The sequence below is a fragment of the Dietzia cinnamea NBRC 102147 genome, assembly GCF_001571065.1.
Classification (GTDB): Bacteria; Actinomycetota; Actinomycetes; order Mycobacteriales; family Mycobacteriaceae; genus Dietzia; species Dietzia cinnamea.
On sequence record NZ_BCSW01000021.1, the window covers coordinates 1 to 22,613 of the forward strand.

The window sequence follows — 22,613 nt, forward strand, 5'->3', positions numbered from 1 at the left end:
CCCCCACCGCGCGCAGCGCGCCGAGACCGAACGCCCTCGTCGTCGTCGTATCCACCCCGGTCACCCCCCGCCCGCGCCGCATCCTCACTCGAACCTGTGATCGATTCTACCGGCGTGCCATTCATCACACAAGGGTTCGATACAGCCGCCACCCGTCATGCCCGCCGACGACAGCGGCGCCCCTCCCACACGGGAGGAGCGCCGCTGTCCGGGCTTACCGGGCCTACCGAACCGAACCGACAGGGCGAGCCGGGCGAGTCAGGGCGTCAGGCGCCCTTGGACTTGCCCGCCGACTTCAGGTCGTTGCACGCCTCGACGACGCGCTCGGACATGGCCTGCTCCGCCTTCTTGAGGTACGAGCGGGGGTCGTAGGTCTTCTTGTTGCCGACGTCGCCGTCGACCTTGAGCACGCCGTCGTAGTTGGTGAACATGTGCGCGGCGACGGGCCGGGTGAAGGCGTACTGCGTGTCGGTGTCGACGTTCATCTTGATGACGCCGTAGCTCAGCGCCTCCTCGATCTCGCTCTTGGCCGAGCCGGAACCACCGTGGAAGACGAAGTCGAACGGCAGGTCACCCTCGTTCAGGCCCAGCTTCTCGACCGCGACCTCCTGGCCCATCTTGAGGACCTCGGGCTTGAGCTTGACGTTGCCCGGCTTGTAGACGCCGTGGACGTTGCCGAAGGTCGCGGCCAGCAGGTAGCGCTGGCCGGTGTTGCCGGCGCCGAGCGCGTCGATGGTCGCCTCGAAGTCCTCACGCGTGGTGTAGAGCTTCTCGTTGATCTCGTTCTCGACGCCGTCCTCCTCGCCGCCGACGACGCCGATCTCGATCTCGAGGATCTGCTTGGCCTTGGCCGTCTTCTCGAGCAGCTCCTTGGCGATCTCGAGGTTGCGGTCGAGCGGGGTGGCCGAGCCGTCCCACATGTGCGACTGGAACAGCGGATTCTCCCCGCGGTCGACGCGCTCCTGCGAGATCTCGATGAGCGGACGGACGAACGTGTCGAGCTTGTCCTCGGGGCAGTGATCGGTGTGCAGAGCCACGAGGATGTCGTACTTGGCCGCCACCACGTGGGCGAACTCGGCGAGGGCCACCGCGCCGGTGACCATGTCCTTGACGTTCAGACCGGAGCCGAACTCGGAGCCACCGGTGGAGAACTGGATGATGCCGTCGGAACCCGCGTCCGCGAAGCCCTTGATGGCGGCGTTGATGGTCTCCGAGGAGGTGCAGTTGATCGCGGGGTAGGCGAAACCCTCCCGGCGGGCTCGGTCGAGCATGTCCTTGTACTGTTCGGGAGTTGCGATGGGCATGGGGTCTCCTCCGGTGGTTCAGTTCTTGGTGCGGATGGCCTCGGCCGGGGCGCCGGCGCCGCCCGTGACGGCGGGCGCACACCTCCCAGCCTAGGCCAGCCCCACCCCGCGCACCCGGGAGCCGCGCGACACCGCCCTCGACAGGGCGGGGGCGGCACCGCCCCTGGGCCGCCCGTATGTCATCCGGGGAGCAGCGCGGCGAACGCCTCGTCGGCCCGCGCGAGCGCGTCCCGGTCGTACGTGGACGTCGACGCCATGATCTAGTCGGCGCCCGTGCGCTCCACGAGTGCGGCGATCTCCCCGGCCACCTTCTCCGCGTCTCCGTGCACGGCGGTGCCCATCCACTCCTCCATCCGCCGTAGTTGCTGGGGCCGGAACTTCCGGTCCAGGATCTCCTCGACCGGCCGAAGCGGTCCGAACGCGCCGGTCTCGCGCGACTCGGCCATCGCCCACGCCTCCGGCAACAGCAACTCACGGGCCGCGTCGGTCGAGTCGGCGATCATCACCTCGAGGCTCATCACCACATAGGGCTCGGAGTCGGCCCCGTCCGGCCGGAACGCCTCCCGGTAGCGCTCCAGCGGCGTCGGGTCGGCCAGCAAGCGCGGACCGCCGACGACGACCGGCAGACCGGCGCGCGCGGCGACCCCCAGGCCGCGGCCGGTGGCCAGGACGAACATCGGTGGCGGGTCCTCCACCACCGGCAGCGCGGTGACCGGGCCGCGGCCGTGGAGGAAGTCCCGCACGGCGGCGATGTCGCGGTCGAACGCGTCGGTGTCGTACTCGCTCACACCGAGCGCCTCGCGGACCGGGGCGGTGAAGCCGAGCGACCGGCCGACGCCGAGGTCGATGCGGCCCGGGTGCATGGCCTCGAGCACGGCGAACTGCTCGGCCACGACCAGCGGGCGGTGATTGGGCAGCATCACCCCGCCGGAACCCAGGCGGATGCGCTCGGTGCGGGCGGCGGCGGCCGCGATGAGCAGCGGCGGGCTGCCGCTCGCGATGCCGGGCACCGCGTGGTGCTCGGCCGTCCAGTACCGGTGCAGACCCAGGCGGTCGGCGTGTTCGGCGCGCCGGAGTGTCGACTCGACCGCCGAGGCGTGGGACTCGCCGTGACGGGTCCGGGACCGATCCAGCAGGGACAACCGGAGGGTGTCCGGCAGATCGGTGGGTGCCACGCCCCCACCGTAGCGCCGGCGCGGGAAACGAGGCGGGCCCGGCGCGGAAACGAGGCGGGACCCAGTCCCGGGACCCGCGCCCTAATCCACCCCTCGCCAGCGCAGCGCGCCGAGCGCGAGCAACGCCAGGACGACGGCCAACGCCAGAACAAACCGCACCGCGCGCCTCATTCCACGTCCTCCACCCATTCCAGCAGGTCACCGGGCTGACACTCGAGCGCACGGCAGATCGCCTCGAGCGTGCTGAACCGCACCGCCTTGGCGCGCCCGTTCTTCAGCACCGACACGTTGGCGGGCGTCAGGCCGACCTTCTCCGCGAACTCGCCGACGCTCATCTTGCGCTTGGCGAGCTCCACGTCGATCCGCACGACGATCGACATCAGACCACCGTGTCCATCTCGGAGCGCAGTCCGGTGGCCTGCCGGAGGAGGGCGCGCAGGACGACCATGAGCAGCGCCGCGACGGTGATGATGACGACGACGACGAAGAGCAGCAGCGGCAGGCCGGGATCATCCGCCGTGAATCCGACCAGCGCGAGCACCACCACGAGCATGGCCCAGGCGGCGGCGATCGCCCCGAGGATCACGTCGACCCACGTCATGGAGGCGTCGGTGAAGATGCGGTCGGATTCGACGAGGGAGAGCAGTTTCCAGGTGGCCACCACCACGACCTGGATACACACCACCCAGTAGATCGACACGGCCGTGAGCGGCCACCGCAGGTGCGCGGACTCGGAGTTCGTCTCTGCCATGTGGGCGAACTGACCCGGCAGCGACATCACCTCCAGCAGGAGGAGCACGGCGAACAGCACCCCGAGGAGGGTTCGGAGCGGCAGGACCGCCCGCCTTTCGATGTTCATGCAATGACCATGGGCCGAAACCTATCGACAATCAATAGGCGGCGTGCTCCCGGATCCAGGCGTGCATGGCGATGCCGGCGGCCACGCCCGCGTTGATCGACCGGGTTGAGCCGAACTGCGCGATCGACACTGTTCGCGCGGCCCGCAGGCGGGCGTCGTCGCTGACGCCGGGCCCCTCCTGCCCGAACAGCAGGACGCACTCGCGCGGCAGGCTCACCGCCTCGAGCGGCTCGGCGCCGGGGAGATTGTCGACGGCGACGACCGGCAACCCCTCGGTCGCGGCCCACTCCATGAGCGCGGTGACGTCATCGTGGTGCCGCAGGTGCTGGTAGCGGTCGGTGACCATGGCACCGCGGCGGTTCCAGCGGCGTCGGCCTACGATGTGCACCTCGGCGGCCAGAAAGGCGTTGGCGGTGCGGACGACGGTGCCGATGTTGGCGTCGTGGCCGAAGTTCTCGATCGCCACATGGAACGGGTGCCGGCGCGTGTCGAGGTCGGCGACGATCGCCTCGCGCCGCCAGTAGCGGTATCGGTCCACGACGTTGCGGCGGTCGCCGGCGTCGAGCAGTTCGGGGTCCCAGGTCTCGCCTGACGGGCGGGGCTCGCCGGGGTGCTCGACCTCCCACGGACCCACGCCGACCGCGCCGTCGCCCCACTCGGTCGGCCCGGGCGCGGGCTCGCCGGGCTCCGCCGACCCGGCCGCGGCCTCCGTCACGAGGTGAGGCGCTTGTTGGTCAGCCGGGTGAGTCGTCCCGGCGCGACCTGCGACGCGAGGTACATCGCGGTGGCCTGGGCGCCGACCGGGCGGTGGACCTCGCGGCCGAACGTTCCGCGGATCCGACCGAGCAGTCCGCGCGGCGTGCGGCGGGTCTGCTCCGCGAGGTCGAGGATCTCGCCGGCGACGTCGCCCTCGGTCAGGCGCACGCCCATGTTGCGCATGCCCGCGGTGTTGACGCCCGAGAGCATCTCGGTGCCCACGTAGAGCGGCCACACCGAGCACACGCGGATCCCGTGGTCGGCCCACTCCAGGTCAAGGGCCTCCGTGATGCCGCGGACGGCGAACTTGGTGGCCGAGTAGGTGGCCATCTCGGCCTGGCCGTAGATCGCCGACGCCGAGCACAGGTTGACCACTGTCGGCGCGGATGCGGCCCGAAGGTGCGGGAACGCCGCGCGACAGCCGTAGAGCACGCCCTTGACGTTGACGTCGACCAGGGCCGAATCCTTCTCGTAGCTCGCGTCCATGAACGGGGTGCCGTACAGCAGCCCGGCGTTGTTGACGAGCACGTCCAGCGCGCCGCCGCTGCGGGCGGTGAGCTCGGCGAGGGCGGCCTCCCACGCGGCGGGATCGGTGACGTCGAGGGCGCCGGTGACGAACCTGTCGTCGCCCTCGGCCCACGCGCACGGCTGCAGGTCGTACGCGCCGACGAGGTACCCGGCGCCGGCGAACCGGCGGGCCGTGGCCTCGCCGATCCCCCGCCCCGCGCCCGTGACGAGGACGGTGCGCGCCGCGCTCACGCCCGGCTCCCGGTGTGGCGGGCCGCGGCGGCGGCGCCGGTGAGCAGCAGCAACGCGGCGGTGGCGTAGGTGTCGATCACGCCGACGTCCAGGGCGCGGGCCGGCACCGTGCCGCCCTTGACCTTGCGGCGCGCGAGGATGAGCGAGTCGCTGAGCAGGAACACCGGCCCGGCCACCGCCAGCACCGACGCGGCCGGTCCGTGCGAGCGGTCCACCGAGGTCGCCAGCGCCGACAGCGTCGCGAGCAGACCGCCGTACGCGGCCAGCGGCGCGTTCTCGCGGCCCTCCGCGAGGAGCACCGCGGCGGCCGCCCCGGCGACCACGCCGTGCACGGCCGACTGCACAGGCTTGAACCGCAGGCCCGAGCGCAGCATGAGCGCGCCCAGCGCGAGGTGGCCGGTCGCGAACGCCGCCGCCCCCGCGGCCAGCCGGCCCACCTCCCGGCTGGCGTGCCCGTCGCCGAGCATGAGGATGACGTCGCCCGTCGTGTACGCCGCCCCGGTGGCCGACAGCAGCGCGGTGTCGACCGCCGAGAGGGGCCGGCCGTCCCGCAGCGCGATCGCCAGCGCCGCCGGCACGATGAGCGGCTTGCACAGCTTCTCCAGCGCGCCGATGCCGGTGGCCTTGGCGATCTCCGTCCCCGCGGCCGCCGCGAGGAACGCCGGCCCCTCCGGGCGAGAGGTGTCCGTGAGCACGCCCACGCGCTCCGTCAGCGCCTGCCGCACGCGGTCGAGGGCGGACCTCGTCGTCGTCGTGGTCGTCGTCGTCTTGTTCGTCACCTCAGGTCACTCCAATCCCAGGTCGGTCAGGCCGAGCAACGCCCGGTACTCCACGCCCTCCGCGCGGATCACGTCGTCGGCGCCGGTCGCGCGGTCCACGACGGTGGCCACGCCCACGACCTCCGCGCCCGCCTCGCGCAGGGCGGCGACGGCGGTCAGCGGCGAGTTGCCGGTGGTCGTGGTGTCCTCCACCACCAGCACGCGGCGGCCCACGATGTCGGGGCCCTCGATGCGGCGCTGCATGCCGTGCTTCTTGGCCTCCTTGCGCACGACGAACGCGTCGACCGGGCGGCCGGGCGCGTGCATGATCGCCGTGGCCACCGGATCCGCGCCGAGGGTGAGCCCGCCGACGGCGTCGAAGTCCCAGTCCGCGGTGAGCTCGCGCAGCAGGCGGCCGATCAGCGGCGACGCCTCGTGGTGCAGCGTCGCGCGGCGCAGATCCACGTAGTAGTCGGCCTCGCGGCCCGAGGACAGGGTGACGCGACCGTGGACGACGGCCAACTCCGCGACCAGCTCGGACAGGCGCGCGCGGGACTGGGCGTCGACGGGGGCGGGCTCGGTCATGGGACTCCTCGCGGGGGCAGGCTGCACGGACACGGTGGGCCCGGCGGTCGGGCCAGGCGCCGCCGGTGGTGGTCCCGACTCTAGTCGGCCGCGGATCGCACCACGTCACGACCGGTTTGTCCGCGACCGGCGTCAGTCCCTGATGTCCGGCGGGAGGTGGAGCCGGGCGGTCTGCTCGACGTCGGGGTCGACGCCCGGTCGCTCGCGGCCGCCGACCTCGTCACCGTCGTCGTGCGCGGGTTGCTCGTCGTCCTCCGCGCGGCGCCGGCGGCGTCTGCCCGGCGACGGCGTGGCGCCCACCTTCGCCGCGAGCTCGGCGACCGACAGGCGGCCGGTCTCCTCCTCCGCGCTCTCCGCCGGGTCCGAACCGTGGCGGCCGGACGGCGTCCGCTCGAGGTCCGAGCCGCCGTCGATGCGGGCGGCGTCGAAGCGCTCGACCTCGTCGCGGATCTCGTCCTCGTCGTCCTCCGAGCCGAGCGGCTTGATGGCCGCCTCGCCGCTGTACGCCCCCGCGGCGAGCGGCGGCACCGAGGCGTCCTCCGGGTAGGCCTGCCCGATGCCCCGGCTCGGCCGCGAGAGCGGTGGCCGGGGCGCGAGGTGGTCGGCCGCGACGTCGCCGCGCGCGGGGACCGGGCCGGTGATGTCCATGATCTCGGCGAAGGGGTCGGGCTCGGGGGCGGGCGCCTCGTCGGGCTCTGTATCGGACCCTGCCGGCTCGGCTGCGTCGGCGGGCACGGCTGCGTCGGCGGGCATGTCGGGGTCGGTGTCGGGCATCGTGTCGCCGCGGTCGGCCACGACGGGCACGTCGGTCAGGTCGCGCGCGCCCGACCGGTCCGGGACCAGGCGGAGGTGGCCGGCGCGACGCGGTTCGGGCACCGGGGCGACCGGTTCGTCGTCCGCCGGCTCGTCGCCGGTGGGAGTGGCGTCGGTGGTGGTGGCGTCGGTCGGGGTCGCGTCGGTGGGGGCGCCGGCCTGGACGGGCGTGAGATCGCCGCGGGTGTCGCCGCGGTCGTTGTCGACGACGACGAGGTTCTCCGACCCCGGCAGCCCCGCAGTCGCGGTGAGTCCGTGAGTGCCCGTGCCGACCTCGCCGTCCATGCCGACGGTGGGGTCGGCCTCGGGGCCCGCGGCGGCAGCGGGAGCGCCCGGATCGATCTCCGCGGGCAGCGCGCGGGCCCGGCCACCGATCGGCGGGAACGGCGCCAGCACGTCGGCCACCCCGTGCAGGGCCATCACCACGTCATCCCACGACGAGGGGTCGTCGACGCCGTCGATCGTCGCGGCCGCCCACTCGCCCTCCGCCCAGACGCGGCGCACGTCGGCGGGCACCTCGCGGACGGCTTCCGTCAGGCGGTCGCGGTCGATGAGGTCCAACCGCCCGTAGTCCGACGTCCGCGCCTCCAGCGCACCGACTTCGCCGGCATCGTGGAAACCCGGCTCGGCGTCGACGTCCGGGCGACTGAGGTCCAGCACCACGTCGGAGGCCGTGTCGCGGCGCAGCGCCAGCACCGTGCGCCCGCCGGTCACGCCCATGATCGCCCGACGCCCGCGGAACACGCCGTGCGAGACCGTGCCGAGCGGGGCCAGTCCGCCCGCGAAGTCGCCGTGCCGGAACTCCGGAGCCGGCGTCGGGGTCGGCTCGAACTCGCGATCCTCAAGCCAACGCACCACCGGCGAATCCGCCAGCGGGTCGGCCGGCGCCTGCTCCACCGACACCGGGGCGGTCCCCCGCTGCCGACGCGCGGGAAGGAGCGCACGCACCTTGTCGAGCAACCGCGGCGACGAGTCGACCGTCGGCTCGGTCGGGTCGAGGGGCGCGGGTTCGTCGGCCGGCTCAGCGGCCGGCTCATCGGTCGGCTCGACAGCGATCCGATCCTCAGTGGCCTGCTCGTCAGCGGCCGACGCGTCGACCCCCGAGTCATCGCGGGCCCCGGCTGACGGGACCTCCACGCCCGCACTCCGCGAGCGCTGGAACGGCGCGAGAAGCGGCTCACCCGACCGTCCCGGCGACCCGGGCTCCCGATCGGCCCCGTCCGCCGGCTCGGCGGGGCGCGGGGCTTCGTCGTCGTCGACCCCGGCCGATCCCCCCGCGACCGCGTCGCCTTCCGGACCGGCCAAGGGGGCACGCGCCCGTAAACGCCCGTCGCCGCGCGCCGCGCCGCGCCCGCCGCCGCGCTGCTTGGCGTCCAGGCGTAGCAGGGCGATCGCCGCGACGAGCAGCACGAGGGCCACGAGGAACCAGATCCAGACCATGCCCTGAAGGGTAGCCAGCGCGACCGACACGCCCGTCCAGGTGGCGCGGCGCGTGGGCCCCTCCCGGTCCCGTGTGCGGCTGTGAACCGCGCCCGGACCGGCCGGAGGGGGTGACTAGCGGGGGTCCGGGCCGATCGCGACCGGGCGCTTGCGGTCCGCCGACCACGCCGACCAGGAACCCGGGAACAGACGCCCCGCGTCGAGACCCGCGACCTCCATCGCCGCCAACGTGTGGCACGCGTGGATTCCGGACCCGCAGTACACGACCGCGTCGTCGCCCTCGGACACGCCCACCTCGGCGAACATCTCCCGCAACTTCTCCGACGGCAGGAATCGGCCGCGGTCGTCGATGAAGTTCATCGTGGGCAGGTTCACCGCGCCCGGGATGTGTCCGGCGCGCGAGTCCATCGGCTCGGTGCGGCCCTCGTAGCGCTCCGGCGTGCGCGCGTCGATGAGCACGCCCCGCTCCGGCCAGTGGGCGGCCTCCTCGATGCCGACCGTCTGCATGTGATCCAGGTCGAACGTGAAGTTCCCGCGCGAGACCGGGTTGCCGGGCCCCACGGCGAGGTCCTCACCCTCCGCGATCCACGCCTTGAGACCGCCGTCGAGCAGGTGCACGTCCTTCTTGCCGGCCCACCGCATGAGCCACCAGGCGCGGGCGGCCGAGGTGTTGCCGAGGTCGTCGTAGATCACCACGCGACTGTCGTTGTCGATACCGACGCGGCGCATCGCGTCCTCGAAGTCCTCCGGCGAGGGCAAAGGGTGCCGACCCTCGCGGACGTTGCGCTGGCCCGCGAGGTCGCCCGGCAGGTCCAGATACTGCGCGCCGGGGATGTGGCCGGACCAGTAATGCTCGCGCCCGAGCGCGTCACCGAGCTGCCAGCGCACGTCGAGGATGACGGGCGGGACCGGCAGGTTGGAGACGTCGTTGATCAGCTCGCGCGCCGTGACGAGAAGGGGGCTGTCGGGACGAGTGGTCGAGAGGACGGTGTCGCTGGTCACGTGGCCAGGATAGTTCGTACGGCGGCGTGGTGGGCGGCCCGATCCGGCTGCGGTGACAGGCTTCACGCCATCCGGCGCGGCTCGTCGACAAGTACGTTCCGTGCACATCGCCCGGGATCGGCGGGTACGGAACGCGCTTCTCGACGAGACGGGCCCGGTCACCGCGTTCCGGTGACCGGGCCCGTCGGGCGCCGCATCGGCTCAGCTCAGCTGGAGCGTCTCGCCGTCCTCGGCCAGCGAGACGCGCACGGTGTCGCCGTCGCGGACCTCGCCGGCGAGCAGCGCCCGGGCCAGCCGGTCGCCGATCGACTTCTGCACCAGTCGACGCAGCGGGCGCGCGCCGTAGGCCGGGTCGTAGCCGCGCCGGGCCAGCCAGCCCTTGGCGGCCTCGTCGACCTCGAGCACCAGTCGCCGGGCCTTCAGCCGCTCGGCGAGCTGGTCGATCTGTATGTCGACGATCGACTCCAGCTGCTCCTCGCTGAGGGCGTCGAAGACCACCACGTCATCCAGTCGGTTGATGAACTCCGGCTTGAACGCCCGCTTGACCGCGTCCATCATCTGCTCCCGCGTGCCGCCCGCGCCCAGGTTCGAGGTGAGGATGAGGATGGTGTTGCGGAAGTCGACCGTGCGTCCCTGACCATCGGTCAGGCGACCGTCGTCGAGGACCTGCAGGAGGATGTCGAAGACGTCCGGGTGAGCCTTCTCCACCTCGTCGAGAAGGACGACCGTGTACGGCCTGCGGCGCACCGCCTCGGTGAGCTGGCCGCCGGCCTCGTAGCCGACGTAGCCCGGAGGGGCACCGACGAGTCGCGCGACCGAGTGCTTCTCCGAGTACTCGCTCATGTCGATCCGGACCATGGCGCGCTCGTCGTCGAACAGGAACTGGGCCAGTGATTTGGCCAGCTCCGTCTTACCGACGCCCGTCGGGCCGAGGAACAGGAACGAGCCGGTGGGCCGGTTGGGGTCGGCGACCCCGGCCCGGGCGCGGCGGACCGCGTCGGACACGGCCCGCACGGCCTCGTGCTGACCGACGACCCGGCGGCCGAGCTCGTCCTCCATCCGCAGCAGCTTCTCGGTCTCGCCCTCGAGCATCTTGCCCACGGGGATCCCGGTCCAGGCGGAGACGACCTCGGCGACGTCCTCGGGACCGACCTCCTCCTTGAGCATCGCGCCGGCCGCGGCCTCGCTCTCCTCCGCCTGCGCGAGCTGCTTCTCCAGCTCGGGCAGCCGTCCGTAGCGGATCTCGGCCACGCGGGCGTAGTCGCCGTCGCGCTCGGCCTTATCGGACTCGGTGCGCAGGGCGTCGAGCTCCTCCTTGATCCGCTGCACGCCCTCGATGGCGGTCTTCTCGTTCTGCCAGCGGGCGGTCAGCTCGGACAGCTTCTCCTTGGCGTCGGCGAGCTCGGCCTGCAGGGCGACCAGCCGGTCCTTGGACGCGGCGTCGGTCTCCTTCTGCAGAGCGACCTCCTCGATCTCCAGCCTGCGAACGATCCGCTCGGCGGCGTCGATCTCCTCGGGGCGCGAGTCGATCTCCATCTTGAGCCGGCTGGCGGCCTCGTCGACCAGGTCGATCGCCTTGTCGGGCAGGAACCGCTGCGTGATGTAGCGGTCCGAGAGCGTGGCGGCCGAGACCAGGGCGGAGTCGGTGATGCGCACGCCGTGGTGGACCTCGTAGCGCTCCTTGAGCCCGCGCAGGATGCCGACGGTGTCCTCGACGCTGGGCTCACCCACGTACACCTGCTGGAAGCGGCGCTCGAGGGCCGCGTCCTTCTCGATGTACTTGCGGTACTCGTCGAGGGTCGTGGCGCCGACCAGTCGCAGCTCGCCGCGGGCGAGCATCGGCTTGATCATGTTGCCGGCGTCCATCGAGCCCTCGCCGGTCGCGCCGGCGCCGACGATCGTGTGGATCTCGTCGATGAACGTGATGATCTGGCCCTCGGCCGCGGTGATCTCGTCGAGCACGGCCTTGAGCCGCTCCTCGAACTCGCCGCGGTACTTCGCGCCCGCGACCATCGAGCCCAGGTCCAGCGAGAGCAGGGTCTTGCCCTTGAGGGACTCGGGGACGTCCCCGGCGACGATGCGGCGGGCCAGGCCCTCCACGATGGCGGTCTTGCCGACGCCGGGTTCACCGATGAGTACGGGGTTGTTCTTGGTGCGGCGGGACAGGACCTGAACTACGCGGCGGATTTCCGAGTCGCGCCCGATGACCGGGTCGATCTTGCCCTCCCGCGCGCGGGCGGTGAGGTCCGTGGCGTACTTCTCGAGCGCCTGGTACTGGTCCTCGGGATTCTCCGTGGTCACGCGGGTGTTGCCGCGGACTGCGGTGAACGCCTGCTTGAGCGCGTCCTCGGTGGCGCCGAGCTCGTTCAGGAGCTTGGCCGCGTCTGCGTTTGTGGCGCCAGGAGCGCCACCTGCGGCGATGCCGACCAGGACGTGTTCGGTGGAGACGTAGTCGTCGCCCATCTCCGCCGCGAGGGCCTGGGAGTAGTTGACGACGGCGAGGGCGTCGCGATTCAAGTTGGGGGCGGCCATCCCCGAGCCCGACGCCTTGGGGTATCCGCTGACGAGGGCCTTGGCCTGGGTCAGGGCGAGCTGCGGGTCCACCCCGCAGGCCTGGAGGAGGGGGGTGGCGATCCCGTCCTGCTGTTCGAGCAGGGCGACGAGCAGGTGCCCGGGTCGCACATCCGGGTTACCCGCCGCGGACGCGGATTGGACGGCGGCCGAGAGAGCCGCCTGAGTCTTGGTCGTGGGGTTGAACTGGCTCATCGACCGGTCCTTTCTAGGCGTAGTGTTGAGCGTACTGGAATCAATACCGGAGTTGTTCACTGCCGGACACCCTCTACAACGACTGTCGGGTTGAGTCTATTCCACTCAAGTCAGAGATCGCGCCACAAGGACCGCGGACTGATGTGAACGAATGTCCACAACTGAATAGACTCCACTACAGTCCGGTGGCCCGCGCCACCAGGTTCGTCATCTACGTCCTCGCGGTGGTCGTGCCGATCGCGATCGCGCTGGCCGTGGTCGGCACGACCCCCCTCACTGCTGGAAAAGGTCCCCGCCGAGCACCGGGACACCACCATCCCGGGCGCGCCCCGGCCGCTGCGCGGGGAATGGTCGCCGCGACGGCCCGAGGACCACTCGCCGCCGGTCGGGCTCCGGGCCGACCTCGACTACGCCGTGATGACCACCGAAAGCGGACACATCGCCCACTGGCCGTGCGGGCGTGAGATCCCCGTGTCGACCATCGGCGCGCCGCCGGGGGTCATCGGAGACATCGTCTGGGCCGTCGACGTCCTCGCCTGGACGACCGCCGGATGACGCCGACGGGCCGGGCGCCGCAGCGCCCGGCCCGTCGGAGAGGTGGAGAAGAGCTCTGTCAGAGGGTCTCGACGACCTCGTCGTACCCGAGCCGCGGGAGCCGGTCGAACCAGGCACCCTCCTCGGCCGGCTTGCCGATGTTGATGGCCATGAGCACGCGGTGGCGGCCGTCGGGGAAGAACTCGCGGGAGATCGCCTCGGCGTCGAAGCCGGTCATCGGACCCGCCGCGAGGCCGGCGGCACGGATCCCGATGATCGCGTAGCCGATCTGCAGCCCGGCGTTGAGTTCGGCCGTGCTCACGCGGGCGTCCTCGTCACCGGCGAACAGATCGCGCGCACCGGGGAAGTGCGGGAACTGCGTGGGCAGCTCGTCGTGGAAGTCGATGTCGGCCGCGAGCAGCGCGACGGCCGGGGCCGCGGCGGTCTTTGCGCGGTTACCCTCGGCGAGGAGCGGGAGCAGCCGGGCCTTGGCCTCCTCCGATCGGATGACGATGGCGCGCAGAGGCTGGATGTTCATGGAGGTGGGCGCCCACTTCACCAGGTCGAAGATCGCGCGGATCTGCTCGTCGGTGACGGGCTCATCGGTGAAGGCGTTGGCCGTGCGCGCCTCGCGGAATAGGAGGTCCTGCGCCTGCTCGTCGAGGGCGAGCGCGTTCTGGGCGTTGAAAGTAGCGGTCATGTCTACTACTAACGACACGCGGCGACGTCCGATCTCCGGTCTCCGCATGATCTCGGCCACACCCCGGCCGGCGGCCTGTGTGCCGGCCGGCGCGCGGTCACCGGCGGCAAACCCTCCGCGCACCCGCTACGAATAAGTGGTGAGAATGTAGGCACGAAAGAGGGAGGTGCGGCGATGCGCAACGGCGTGGTCGTGGACATCGGCGGCAGCGGGACGCGGATCGGTGCCGTGGTGGACGGCAACGTGGTGGGCGTCCACGGTGCCGAGGTCGCGACCGCCGAGGATCTCGCCACCGCGATCCTCGCCGTCGACCGCTCCCCCGCCGGGGTCGGGGTATCGCTGAACGGCCACGTCGACGCGGACCGCGGGCGGGTCGTCATGTCGCGCGCCGCCGCGTGGGCGGAGTGCGACCTGCGCACCGAGCTGGTGTCGCTGATCGAAGCGCCGGTCTCGGTCATCGGCGACGGTGACGCCCACGCCCTGGCGCTGACGCGGCTCCCGGACGTCGAGTTCGGCGGTATCGCCATCTCCCTCGGCTCGTCCCTGGCGTTCGGCGCACTCAACCACCACGGCGCGCTCATCCACCCGTGCGGCCACACCGGCTGGGACCTCGGGCACTGGCGGATCGTCGGCGACGGTACCAACACCGAGGCGTGGTGGGGACTGGGCGGGCACGGCCTGTACGACCTCGAGCGGGAGCACGGCGACGGCGCCGCCGAGATCTACGCCTACCGGCTCGGATCGTTCCTCGTGGACGCCGTCCAGCTCTTCCGCCCCCGGACGGTCCTACTCGCCGGCGGCATCGTCGTGGGGCTGGGCGAGGCACTGCACGGGCCGGTCGCCGAGCAGCTCCAGTCCCTGCCGATCACCGTGCCCGTCCCGCGCGTGGTCTACTCGCCGTCGCGGGACACGGCGCTGTTCGGGGCGGCCGTGGCAGCGGGGCTGGCGCTGCCGGAGATGCGTTGAGTCGCGCGCCTACCCCAGCAGCCCGCGCAGGTCGTCGGCGGTGAGCGCGGCGGAGAAATGCTCGCCGCTGTCCAGGACGGAGGCGAACAGCTCGGCCTTGCGCTGCTGCAGCTCGACCACGCGTTCCTCGATCGTGTCGCGGGCGACCATCCGGTAGACCAGCACCGGGCGAGTCTGGCCGATGCGGTGCGCGCGGTCCACGGCCTGGGCCTCGGTCGCCGGGTTCCACCACGGGTCCAGCAGGAACACGTAGTCGGCGCCGACCAGGTTGAGCCCCACGCCGCCGGCCTTGAGGCTGAGGCAGAACACCTGCGCGCCGCCCTCGGTGAACTCGCCGACGGCCCCGGCCCGATCCGTCGTGCTCCCGTCGAGGTGGGCCACGGTGATCCCCTCGTCGCGCAAGCGATCCACGACGGTGTCGAGGTAGGTGGTGAACTGGCTGAACACGAGCGCGCGGTGCCCCTCGGCCACCACCTCCCGCAGCGCGGCGATGAGCTCGTCGGTCTTCGCCGACGCGACGCCGAGATGGTCCGGGTCGACCAGGGATGCGTCCAGGCACAGCCGCCGGAGCACGGTGAGCCCGGCGAGGACGCTGATGCGGTTGGACTCGAAGTCGTCGAGCAGCGCCAGCAGCGAGGCCCGCTGCCTCGCGAGCTCCCGTTCGTAGATCCGGCGGTGCGTGGCCGACAACTCGATCTCCATCACCGCGTCCGTGCGCGGGGGCAGGTCGGCGGCCACGAGCTCCTTGCGCCGCCGCAGCAGGAACGGACGCAACCGCCTGCGCAGCCGCTCGAGCGTGGCCCGGTCCCCGTCCTTCTCGATGGGCGTGCGGAAGCGGGTGCGGAAGTCCTTGGCGTCGGGCAGCACGCCCCGGCACGACAGCGCCGCGACCGCCCACAGTTCGGTGAGGTTGTTCTCCATGGGCGTGCCCGTCACGGCGAGCAGGAAGTCCGCCCGCAGCCCGGCCAGCGCGGCGAAGAGCTTGGACCCCGGGTTCTTTGCCTGCTGGGCCTCGTCGAGGATCACGCCCGCCCACTCGACGCCCGCGTACGACTCGGCGTCCAGCCGCAGAACCGCGGCGGAGGTCACCACGATGTCGGACGCGGCCGCGTCCTCGGCGACCGTCGTCGTGGACCGGGCCTCGGTCGCCGATCGCCGCGACACCCGGAGCGAGGGGACGAACCGGCGCGCCTCGGCCTCCCAGTTGGGCACGACCGACGAGGGCGCCACGACGAGGAACGGTCCCGGCGGGCGGTCGCCGGCGGTCTCGTGCGCGTGGGCGATGAGCGCGAGCGACTGGATGGTCTTGCCCAGGCCCATGTCGTCGGCGAGGATCCCGCCGATCCGGTGCCGCCACAGCATGGCCAGCCAGTCCAGGCCCTGCTGCTGGTACGGCCGCAGGTCCGCCTCGAGCGCGGCGGGGGCCGGGACGGGCGCGGGGGTGTCGGCGGCCAGTTCGAGCAGCGCGCGCGCCCGCCCGGACGGTGGCTCGAGATCGTCAGCCAGCTCCGCGAGGTCCGCGAGCACCCCGGCCTGCCCGAGGCCGATCTTCACTCCCGCCCCGTCCGGCTCCCTGCCGACCCGCTCGGCGGAGGCCGCCATCGCCTCGTCGAGCAGCTCGCGCAGCTCGCCGAACCGCTCGAGGTCCACCGGGACGAGCAGCCCGTCCTCGGTGAGGAACTCGTCCTGCCCGGTGACCACCGCCCGGAAGATGGCGGCGAACGGGACGGGGCGGCCTTCGACGGTGACGGTGACCGTCAGTCCCAGCCAGTCGATCCCCGAGCGGTCGTCCTCGGTGGCCACGTGGATGCGCGGCCCCTCCGTGGCCCGGCGGATACTCGGCACCTCGTCGGCCAGCACCACGTGGACGCCGTCGAGTGCGCGGAGCTGCTCGAGCCCGTCGGTCAGCACCAGCCCCGCCTCCCGGCCGGTCACCCGCAGGGTGCCCTCGCCGAGGATCCAGCCCCAGCCGGCGTCGGAGACGGCCGTGGTCAGCGCGATGAGCGCGGGATCCCCGGGCAGCGGGGTGCCGATCCCCATCTCGGCTACGCTGAGGGGCCGACGGCGCGTCACCTCGGTGTCGTCGGACATGCGCATCACGTCGACGCGGTGCCACTGCAGCATCAGTCCCAGCTCGTGGGTCGCACCGCCCGGGCCCGCCCCGGCGGGCGGCCGGATCGTCAGCTCGAGCTCCACGCGATCGAACCGGGGGAGCTCGAGCCGCCCGACGCGGTCGGTCACCGGGAACCTGTCGACGAGGTCGGGCAGGAAGTCCGCACAGAACTCGGGCACCGCCTCGTCGGGGACGGTCAGGGCGCGCCACTGCCGCAGCTGCCCGGCCACGCCGGGCCCCAGCCGCCCGACCGGGGACAGCTCCAGCACCCGGTCACGGACCAGCGCGACCATGTCCCCGTGCTCCCCCACGAGGGCGCCGGGCAGGGGGCGGTCGCGGCCCTCGTCGTCGTCGTCGCCCTCGCCGTCGTCGCCCTCGCCGTCCCCGGCGCCGTAGCCGCCGCCCGCGGTGCCGTCCGGTCCCGGCTCCACCTCCGCCGCGGCGACCACCACCAGCGCCGACCCGTCCGGACTCCACGCGGTGAGGCCGACTCGGCGCGGCGGCCCGGGCACGACCTCGCGCAGGCCGTCGCCGGGCACGATCTCCATCTCGGCCTCCGCGGCCGTGACGATGAGCGGCCACAGGGCGGGGACCTCGGCGTCGCACAGGTCGAGCCACACGCGCGCCTGGCGGTGACTGCGGGCGAGCGCGTCGACCGCCCGCAGCCACGCGGCCTGGGCGAGCGACAGTCCGCCGTCCCAGCCGTAGCGCAGCCGGTCCCACTCGACGCCCGCCGACTTCCAGCGCCCGCCGCTGCCGGGCACCACGATCCGCGCCTTGAGCCGGTTGCCCAGCCCCGGCTGCAGGCCGCCCGCGCCGCCGTCCGGGGCGAGCTCGTCGGGCACCACCGACAGCTGCAGCCCGACGATCGGCGCCTCCTGATACGCCCGCCCCGCGTCGACCGTGCGCAGGGCCTCCTCGGCCTGGCGCCGCCAGTCGGGCACGCCGGCGTCCCGGTCGGCGAGCGTCGCCGCGTACAGCATGACCGCGGCGGCGTGCTTGCAGTTCAGCGCGACGGGGCACGTGCACAGGCTGCGGCGCGGGCGGGAGTACCCGTCCGCGTCGGGCGCCGTGAGGTGGACGGTCGTCGAGTACCAGGCGCGGCCGCCCCGGCCGCCACTGCCCGCGACGTCCGCGTCGAGGCGGTGGGTGGCGGCGTCGTACCGCAGCTCCCGGATGCGCGTGGCGTCGACGTAGCGCCGGGCGCGGCCGAGCGCCGCCGCGCCCACGAAGGAGGCGACGTCGGTCTCGGGAACCCTCGGGAGCGATGCCTGCACGCCGTCAGGCTAGAGGACGACGACGACGAGACGGCCGCTCACCGGGCGGCACCCGCCCGTCCCTGTGGAGACGGAAGCGGGCTGTGGAATCCCGGCGCCCGTTCCGGCGGTGACGGTGTCGGCTCGCCGCGGGGTATTGACCCCGGGCGCGGGCAGGCCTAACGTGATACCACATGGTTTCATGTCGAACGGATGAGGTGGCCCTCGATGACGACGAGGTGGACCGACTGTTCCGCGCGTTGGCCGACGCCACGCGGCGGGACATCCTCCGGCGCACGCTCGCCGGCGAGTCCACCGTCTCCGAACTGGCGGACCACTACGACATGTCGTTCGCGGCCGTCCGTAAGCACGTCAACGTCCTGGAGGAGGCGGGACTGATCAGTGACCACCGGATCGGCCGAGAGCGCCGGATCCGGGGCGATGTCGACGCGATCCGGCGAGCGCAGAGCCTGCTCGACGGGTTCGAGGACATCTGGCGGGGACGCATCGACCGACTCGACGCCCTCCTCGCCGAGGAGCAGCACCACGCCTAGCACCACGCCCGAGCACCACCCGCGAGGAAGAAGGCCCGTCATGCCGGTGACATCGGTGGACAAAGATCTCGACCAACTGACCCTGACCATCGTCGCCGAGTTCCCGGTGCCGGTGCGTCGCCTGCGGGACGCCTACGTCGACCCGCGGCAGATCGAACGCTTCTGGGGCCCGCCGACGTGGCCCGCCACCTTCACCCGGCACGACGTGTTCCCCGGCGGCCGGACGGACTACTACATGACCGGGCCCGACGGCAGCCGTTCCCGCGGCTACTGGGAGTTCCTCGCGGTCGAGGAGGGCCGCTCGTTCGAGGTGCTCGACGGGTTCACCCGCGACGACGGCACGCCCGACACGGACCTGCCCACCACGCGCATGGTGTTCAGCTTCGAGGCGACGGAGGCAGGCTCCCGCCTGACCACCACCTCCCACTTCGGCAGCCTGGCCGAACTCGAGCAGCTGATCGCGATGGGCATGGAGGAGGGCACCCGCGAGGCGATGGGTCAGATCGACGCCGTCGTCGCCGACGACGCTACCTTCGCGGCCGACGCCGGCACGCGGACGCAGCACCTCGACGACCGGACGGTCCGGTTCACCCGCGTCCTGCGCGGGACCCCGCGGCAGGTCTGGGACGCCAGCCACGACCCCGCGGTCCTGGACCGGTGGTTCCACGGGCCGGACGGCTGGGCGCTCGTCGGGTGCCGGGTCGCGTCGGAACCCGGTCAGACCACGCGCTTCGAGTGGGCGCCCGGGGAGGGCGTCGAGGGTGAGCCGTTCGCGCTGACGGGTGAGCTGCTGGAGACCGACCCGCCGCACCGCGAGGTGTTCACCGAGACGATGGAGGGCGCCGACGCGCCGCCCACCCGCAACGAGCAGACCCTCACCGCCGTGGAGGGCGGGACGCTGCTCACGCTCGTCATCACCTACGCGAGTGCCGAGCTGCGCGAGATGATCCTCGGCACCGGGATGGTCGACGGGATGGAGGTCGGCTACCGGCGGTTGGAGTCGGAGGTGCTGTCGGCGGCCTGATCGATGGTGGCGGCCGGGCCGGTGGTGGCGGTCTTCCCGGCGAAGGCCCTCTCCACGGCCAGCACGATCAGCACCACCGCCACGCCGGCCACCACCGCGGCCAGGACGGCGGGCCAGTCCGACCCGGGCGCGAGCACGTCGGCCTCCTCGGTCTGCCACGGCCACAGCGCACGCAACGAGCCCAGCATGAGCCCGGCCATGGCGACGAGGGTGGGCTTGCGAAAGTCCTCGAGGAGCCGGTCGAGGACCTTGACGAACAGCGAGATGCCGACCAACGCGCCGAGCGCGAAGACGCCCAGGTAGGCGAAGTTTCGCTCGTCGACCGCGCCGAGCGTGGGGGCGTACAGACCCATCGCCAGTAGGAGGTACGACCCGGACACCCCGGGCAGGACCAGGGCGCAGATCGCCACGGCCGCCGCGACGAACACCAACAGATAGGACGGATCGCTGATCGACCCGCTCGGCAGCCCCGAGAGCACGAACGCGAACACCGCGCCCAGGACGAACACCAGACCCAGCACCCAGTTCCGTCCGCCCGGGGTCGCGCGCGCCATCCCCAGCGGGACCGCGATGCTCGTGGCCACCATGCCGAGGAACAGGCCGCGGGCGATCTCCGGGCTGCCCTCGACGAACCCCTTCATCACCCCGGCCACGGTGAACACCACTGCGAGCATGCCGACCGCCATCGGCAGCAGCAGCCACCAGTCGACGTGCCGAAACGCGGCGCGCGTGCGGGCCCGACGGTCCGGGCCCAGCGCCGCCGAGCGCAGGCCGTCCACCACGTGCGCGCCGGAGTCCAGCAACCGCGGGTAGACACCGGTCACCAGGGCCACCGTGCCGCCCGAGACGCCGGGGACGAGTTCGGCCATGCCGATGAGCGCGCCGCGGACGGCGTTGCCGACCATCCCGAGCGGACCCGGCCGCGTCGGCACCGGCGAGCGCGGGTCGAGATCGGCGTCGTCGACCGGGTCGTGCCCGGGTCCGGCCGGGTCGCGGCGGGGGTGAGCGGGAGTCGACGAATCGGCAGCCATTCTCCCAGCATCCCCGACCGGGGCGCCCGGCACCAAGCCACACGCCCGGCCGCGTCGCCACTGTGACCGACCCGCCACCCGCGCGGCCACTAGAATCGTCCTCGATGCCGGACGGGAAGGGGCACCGCACATGCCGATGCACTACCCGCCGCTCGCCGACGGCACCTACCGCTACGGCGACCCGCCCCGGCCCCTGCCCTCACCCGTCCCCGGCCCGGACGCCGACTCCCCGCCACCGCAGCCCCCGTTCCCCACCCCCGATGGCGGTCCCGGCGCCGGCCCACCGCCCGACGCGACCCCGCCGCGGTCCCGCGCTCGCGGTGGCCTCGCGACCGCGGCCGTGTTCGGGGCGGCGGCGCTCGTCGTCGTGCTGGGCGTCCTCCTCTCCGGCGTGATCCCCGGACCGTGGTCGGGCACCGGTTCCGACACCGGCCGCGGCACCGACGCCGCGCGCGGACCGATCCCCCAGCTCCTCCCGCCCCCCGAACGGGCGCCCGGATCCGCGACGTTCCCGGTCGAGGGCTCCTTCACCGTGGTCTCGACGCCCGCCGACCCGGTCTCCGGGGACGACACCGGCTGCGACCTGCCCGTCTCCCTGTCCGACATCGGCGAGGGCACCACCATCACGCTCCTCGAGGGCTCGACGTCCGTCATCGGCACCGCCCGGCTCGTCTACTCCGGCGGCGACCTGGCCTCGTGCACGTTCACGTTCGGGTTCCCCGACGTCCCCGCCGGCGGCTCCTATTACGTGGTGGAGCTGCCCGGCCGCGGCCAGCTGACCTACACGGAGGACGAGCTGCGCGCGGGCGTCGACATCACCCTGGGCAGGTGAGCGGCGCCGCGCGGATAGGGTGGGGACGGTGACGACGACGAGGCGGGAGGTGCCCGGAACGTGAGCGACGACCCCGGACCGGAGCCTGCCGACGAGCCGTTCGGTGGCTACGACGTGGAACGCCTCGTCTCGGACATCGACCTCGACCCGTTCCTCGGTCGGCGGCACGACCCGTTGGCCGAGCCGCTCGACGAGCCCGTCCAGGTGGGCGCGCAGGTGCCGCCGCTGCTCGCGCTGCGCGACCTGCTCGCCGACGACCGCTTCCCCGAGCTGTTCGCCCGCGCGCTCCGCGCCGCCGACCCCGACTTCCGCGAGCTGTTCCCCCGCGACGCCACGCCCGTGCTCCGCGAGTTCGTCCGCGCCATGACCTGGGCGTTCGAAACCACCGAGTACGCCCACGGTGACCGGTCGAAGGTCGAGGAGGTCGTCGAGTTCGCCCGGCACCTCGGCGCCGACCACCGCAAACTCGACCTCGCGCCCCGACACCACCAGCGCTTCGGCGAGGCGCTGACCCACACACTGCGTCACCTGGCCGGGCGTAGCTGGGACGACCGGCTCGAGACCACCCTGGCGACCGCGTACCGGGTGCTGTCGACCGCCCTCCAACAGGGCGCGGCCGCCGGCGAGGGGCCCGCGCGCGTCGGCGCCACCGTCGTGGAGGTGCTGCGCCCCACCCGCGACGTCGTGGTGGTGCGGCTCATCAGCGACGTGATGGTCGACTACCACCCCGGCCAGTACCTCAGCGTGCTCACGCCCTACTCCCCCGGCGTGTGGCGGCGGCTCAGCCCGTCGATCCCCTCGAACCCGGCCGGGCAGATCGAGTTCCACATCCGCGACGTGCCCGGCGGCGCCCTCAGCGGCTCGCTCGTCCGCGGCGTCGGCGTGGGCGACCGCTGGGTGCTCGCCCGGCCGCTCGGCCTGCTCGAGGTGGACCGCTCCGAGCCGTTCCGCGACGTGCTCATGATCGGCGGCGGCACCGGCATCGCCCCGCTGCGCTGCCTGCTGCTCGACATGATGCGCCACGGCCACAACCCGCGCGTGCACCTGTTCTACGGGGCCCGCTTCCCCGGCGACCTCTACGACCTGCCCACGCTCGTCGACCTCGCCGCGACCGCCCCGTGGCTGACCATCCAGCCCGTCGCCGAGGAGGACGAGGACCCCTGGTGGGCCGGGCCCCGCCAGGAACTACCCCGCACGCTGCACCGTCGGCAGACCGGCACGCTGGTCGAGGCGGTCACGCAGTGGGGATCGTGGGCCGACCGGCAGGTGATCGTGTCGGGGTCACCGGAGATGCTGCGCGCGACCGTCCGCGGCCTGGTCGCGGCGGGCACCCCGCGGGAGAACATCAGCTTCGACCGGCCCTGAGAGCCGCGCGGGCGACCGAAG

Annotated in this window: 19 protein-coding genes and 1 pseudogene; 6 read left to right on the forward strand and 14 right to left on the reverse strand. The window is 72.8% G+C overall.

The features are described from left to right. Nucleotides 1-266: 266 nt before the first annotated feature. The 11 genes and pseudogenes from fbaA to clpB all read right to left on the reverse strand — a co-directional run bounded on the left by fbaA (nucleotide 267) and on the right by clpB (nucleotide 12,217). On the reverse strand, nucleotides 267-1,304 hold the full coding sequence (gene fbaA / locus DCI01S_RS09210; protein ID WP_061228946.1) for a class II fructose-bisphosphate aldolase: 1,038 nt from the start codon (nucleotides 1,302-1,304) through the stop codon (nucleotides 267-269). 179 nt (nucleotides 1,305-1,483) lie between these two features. Then, nucleotides 1,484-2,479, reverse strand: a pseudogene (locus DCI01S_RS09215) (MsnO8 family LLM class oxidoreductase). 167 nt (nucleotides 2,480-2,646) lie between these two features. Next, nucleotides 2,647-2,859, reverse strand: a complete 213-nt coding sequence (locus DCI01S_RS09220) for a helix-turn-helix domain-containing protein (protein WP_061228947.1) — start codon at nucleotides 2,857-2,859, stop codon at nucleotides 2,647-2,649. Then, entirely contained in the window at nucleotides 2,859-3,338 is a 480-nt protein-coding gene (locus DCI01S_RS09225; protein ID WP_061228948.1) for a DUF2975 domain-containing protein, read from the reverse strand. The genes DCI01S_RS09220 and DCI01S_RS09225 overlap by 1 nt, the downstream gene beginning before the upstream one ends. 31 nt (nucleotides 3,339-3,369) lie before the next feature. After that, nucleotides 3,370-4,053, reverse strand: coding sequence for a TrmH family RNA methyltransferase (locus tag DCI01S_RS09230; RefSeq protein WP_061228949.1), 684 nt, complete (start codon nucleotides 4,051-4,053; stop codon nucleotides 3,370-3,372). Continuing rightward, nucleotides 4,050-4,853, reverse strand: coding sequence for an SDR family oxidoreductase (locus tag DCI01S_RS09235; RefSeq protein WP_061228950.1), 804 nt, complete (start codon nucleotides 4,851-4,853; stop codon nucleotides 4,050-4,052). Before DCI01S_RS09235 ends, DCI01S_RS09230 begins: the two co-directional genes overlap by 4 nt. Next, nucleotides 4,850-5,632, reverse strand: coding sequence for a lysoplasmalogenase family protein (locus DCI01S_RS09240; RefSeq protein WP_244881693.1), 783 nt, complete (start codon nucleotides 5,630-5,632; stop codon nucleotides 4,850-4,852). The genes DCI01S_RS09235 and DCI01S_RS09240 overlap by 4 nt, the downstream gene beginning before the upstream one ends. 6 nt (nucleotides 5,633-5,638) lie before the next feature. Next, nucleotides 5,639-6,196, reverse strand: a complete 558-nt coding sequence (gene pyrE / locus DCI01S_RS09245; protein ID WP_007629136.1) for an orotate phosphoribosyltransferase — start codon at nucleotides 6,194-6,196, stop codon at nucleotides 5,639-5,641. A gap of 132 nt (nucleotides 6,197-6,328) precedes the next feature. Next, on the reverse strand, nucleotides 6,329-8,449 hold the full coding sequence (locus DCI01S_RS09250; RefSeq protein WP_061228951.1) for a hypothetical protein: 2,121 nt from the start codon (nucleotides 8,447-8,449) through the stop codon (nucleotides 6,329-6,331). Between the two features lie 114 nt (nucleotides 8,450-8,563). After that, the gene (locus DCI01S_RS09255; RefSeq protein WP_082767722.1) at nucleotides 8,564-9,451 is read right to left on the reverse strand and encodes a sulfurtransferase; all 888 of its coding nucleotides are present in this window, start codon (nucleotides 9,449-9,451) and stop codon (nucleotides 8,564-8,566) included. 201 nt (nucleotides 9,452-9,652) lie between these two features. After that, nucleotides 9,653-12,217 (reverse strand): ATP-dependent chaperone ClpB, encoded by a 2,565-nt coding sequence (gene clpB / locus DCI01S_RS09260; RefSeq protein WP_061228952.1) that lies wholly within the window; start codon nucleotides 12,215-12,217, stop codon nucleotides 9,653-9,655. A gap of 417 nt (nucleotides 12,218-12,634) precedes the next feature. Between clpB and DCI01S_RS17205 the strand changes: the two genes are divergently transcribed. After that, nucleotides 12,635-12,772, forward strand: a complete 138-nt coding sequence (locus DCI01S_RS17205) for a hypothetical protein (protein ID WP_156482568.1) — start codon at nucleotides 12,635-12,637, stop codon at nucleotides 12,770-12,772. A 58-nt stretch (nucleotides 12,773-12,830) separates the two neighbouring features. On the opposite strand, the gene DCI01S_RS09265 is transcribed toward DCI01S_RS17205, so the two are convergent. Continuing rightward, nucleotides 12,831-13,451 carry a malonic semialdehyde reductase gene (locus DCI01S_RS09265; RefSeq protein WP_061228953.1) on the reverse strand — a complete coding sequence of 207 codons (621 nt, stop codon included), beginning with the start codon at nucleotides 13,449-13,451 and terminating at the stop codon, nucleotides 12,831-12,833. Between the two features lie 174 nt (nucleotides 13,452-13,625). On the opposite strand from DCI01S_RS09265, the gene DCI01S_RS09270 reads away from it, so the two are divergent. After that, entirely contained in the window at nucleotides 13,626-14,417 is a 792-nt protein-coding gene (locus tag DCI01S_RS09270; protein ID WP_061228954.1) for an ROK family protein, read from the forward strand. 9 nt (nucleotides 14,418-14,426) lie between these two features. Here DCI01S_RS09270 and DCI01S_RS09275 read toward each other — a convergent pair whose 3' ends face one another. Continuing rightward, nucleotides 14,427-17,807, reverse strand: coding sequence for a DEAD/DEAH box helicase (locus DCI01S_RS09275; protein ID WP_061228955.1), 3,381 nt, complete (start codon nucleotides 17,805-17,807; stop codon nucleotides 14,427-14,429). Nucleotides 17,808-17,980: 173 nt separating this feature from the next. On the opposite strand from DCI01S_RS09275, the gene DCI01S_RS09280 reads away from it, so the two are divergent. Together DCI01S_RS09280 and DCI01S_RS09285 are read left to right on the forward strand one after the other, a co-directional pair. Beyond that, a complete protein-coding gene (locus tag DCI01S_RS09280) occupies nucleotides 17,981-18,340 on the forward strand; it encodes an ArsR/SmtB family transcription factor (protein WP_061228956.1) in 360 nt (119 codons plus the stop codon). Nucleotides 18,341-18,380: 40 nt separating this feature from the next. Next, nucleotides 18,381-19,364 (forward strand): SRPBCC family protein, encoded by a 984-nt coding sequence (locus DCI01S_RS09285; protein ID WP_061228957.1) that lies wholly within the window; start codon nucleotides 18,381-18,383, stop codon nucleotides 19,362-19,364. Here DCI01S_RS09285 and DCI01S_RS09290 read toward each other — a convergent pair. Beyond that, nucleotides 19,325-20,395 carry a DUF368 domain-containing protein gene (locus tag DCI01S_RS09290; RefSeq protein ID WP_061228958.1) on the reverse strand — a complete coding sequence of 357 codons (1,071 nt, stop codon included), beginning with the start codon at nucleotides 20,393-20,395 and terminating at the stop codon, nucleotides 19,325-19,327. The two genes, DCI01S_RS09285 and DCI01S_RS09290, sit on opposite strands and share 40 nt — an antisense overlap. A 130-nt stretch (nucleotides 20,396-20,525) precedes the next feature. Between DCI01S_RS09290 and DCI01S_RS09295 the strand changes: the two genes are divergently transcribed. Both DCI01S_RS09295 and DCI01S_RS09300 read left to right on the forward strand, forming a co-directional pair. Further along, nucleotides 20,526-21,227, forward strand: coding sequence for a hypothetical protein (locus tag DCI01S_RS09295; RefSeq protein WP_061228959.1), 702 nt, complete (start codon nucleotides 20,526-20,528; stop codon nucleotides 21,225-21,227). Nucleotides 21,228-21,287: 60 nt separating this feature from the next. Then, the gene (locus DCI01S_RS09300; RefSeq protein ID WP_061228960.1) at nucleotides 21,288-22,592 is read left to right on the forward strand and encodes an FAD-binding oxidoreductase; all 1,305 of its coding nucleotides are present in this window, start codon (nucleotides 21,288-21,290) and stop codon (nucleotides 22,590-22,592) included. Nucleotides 22,593-22,613 lie beyond the last annotated feature (21 nt).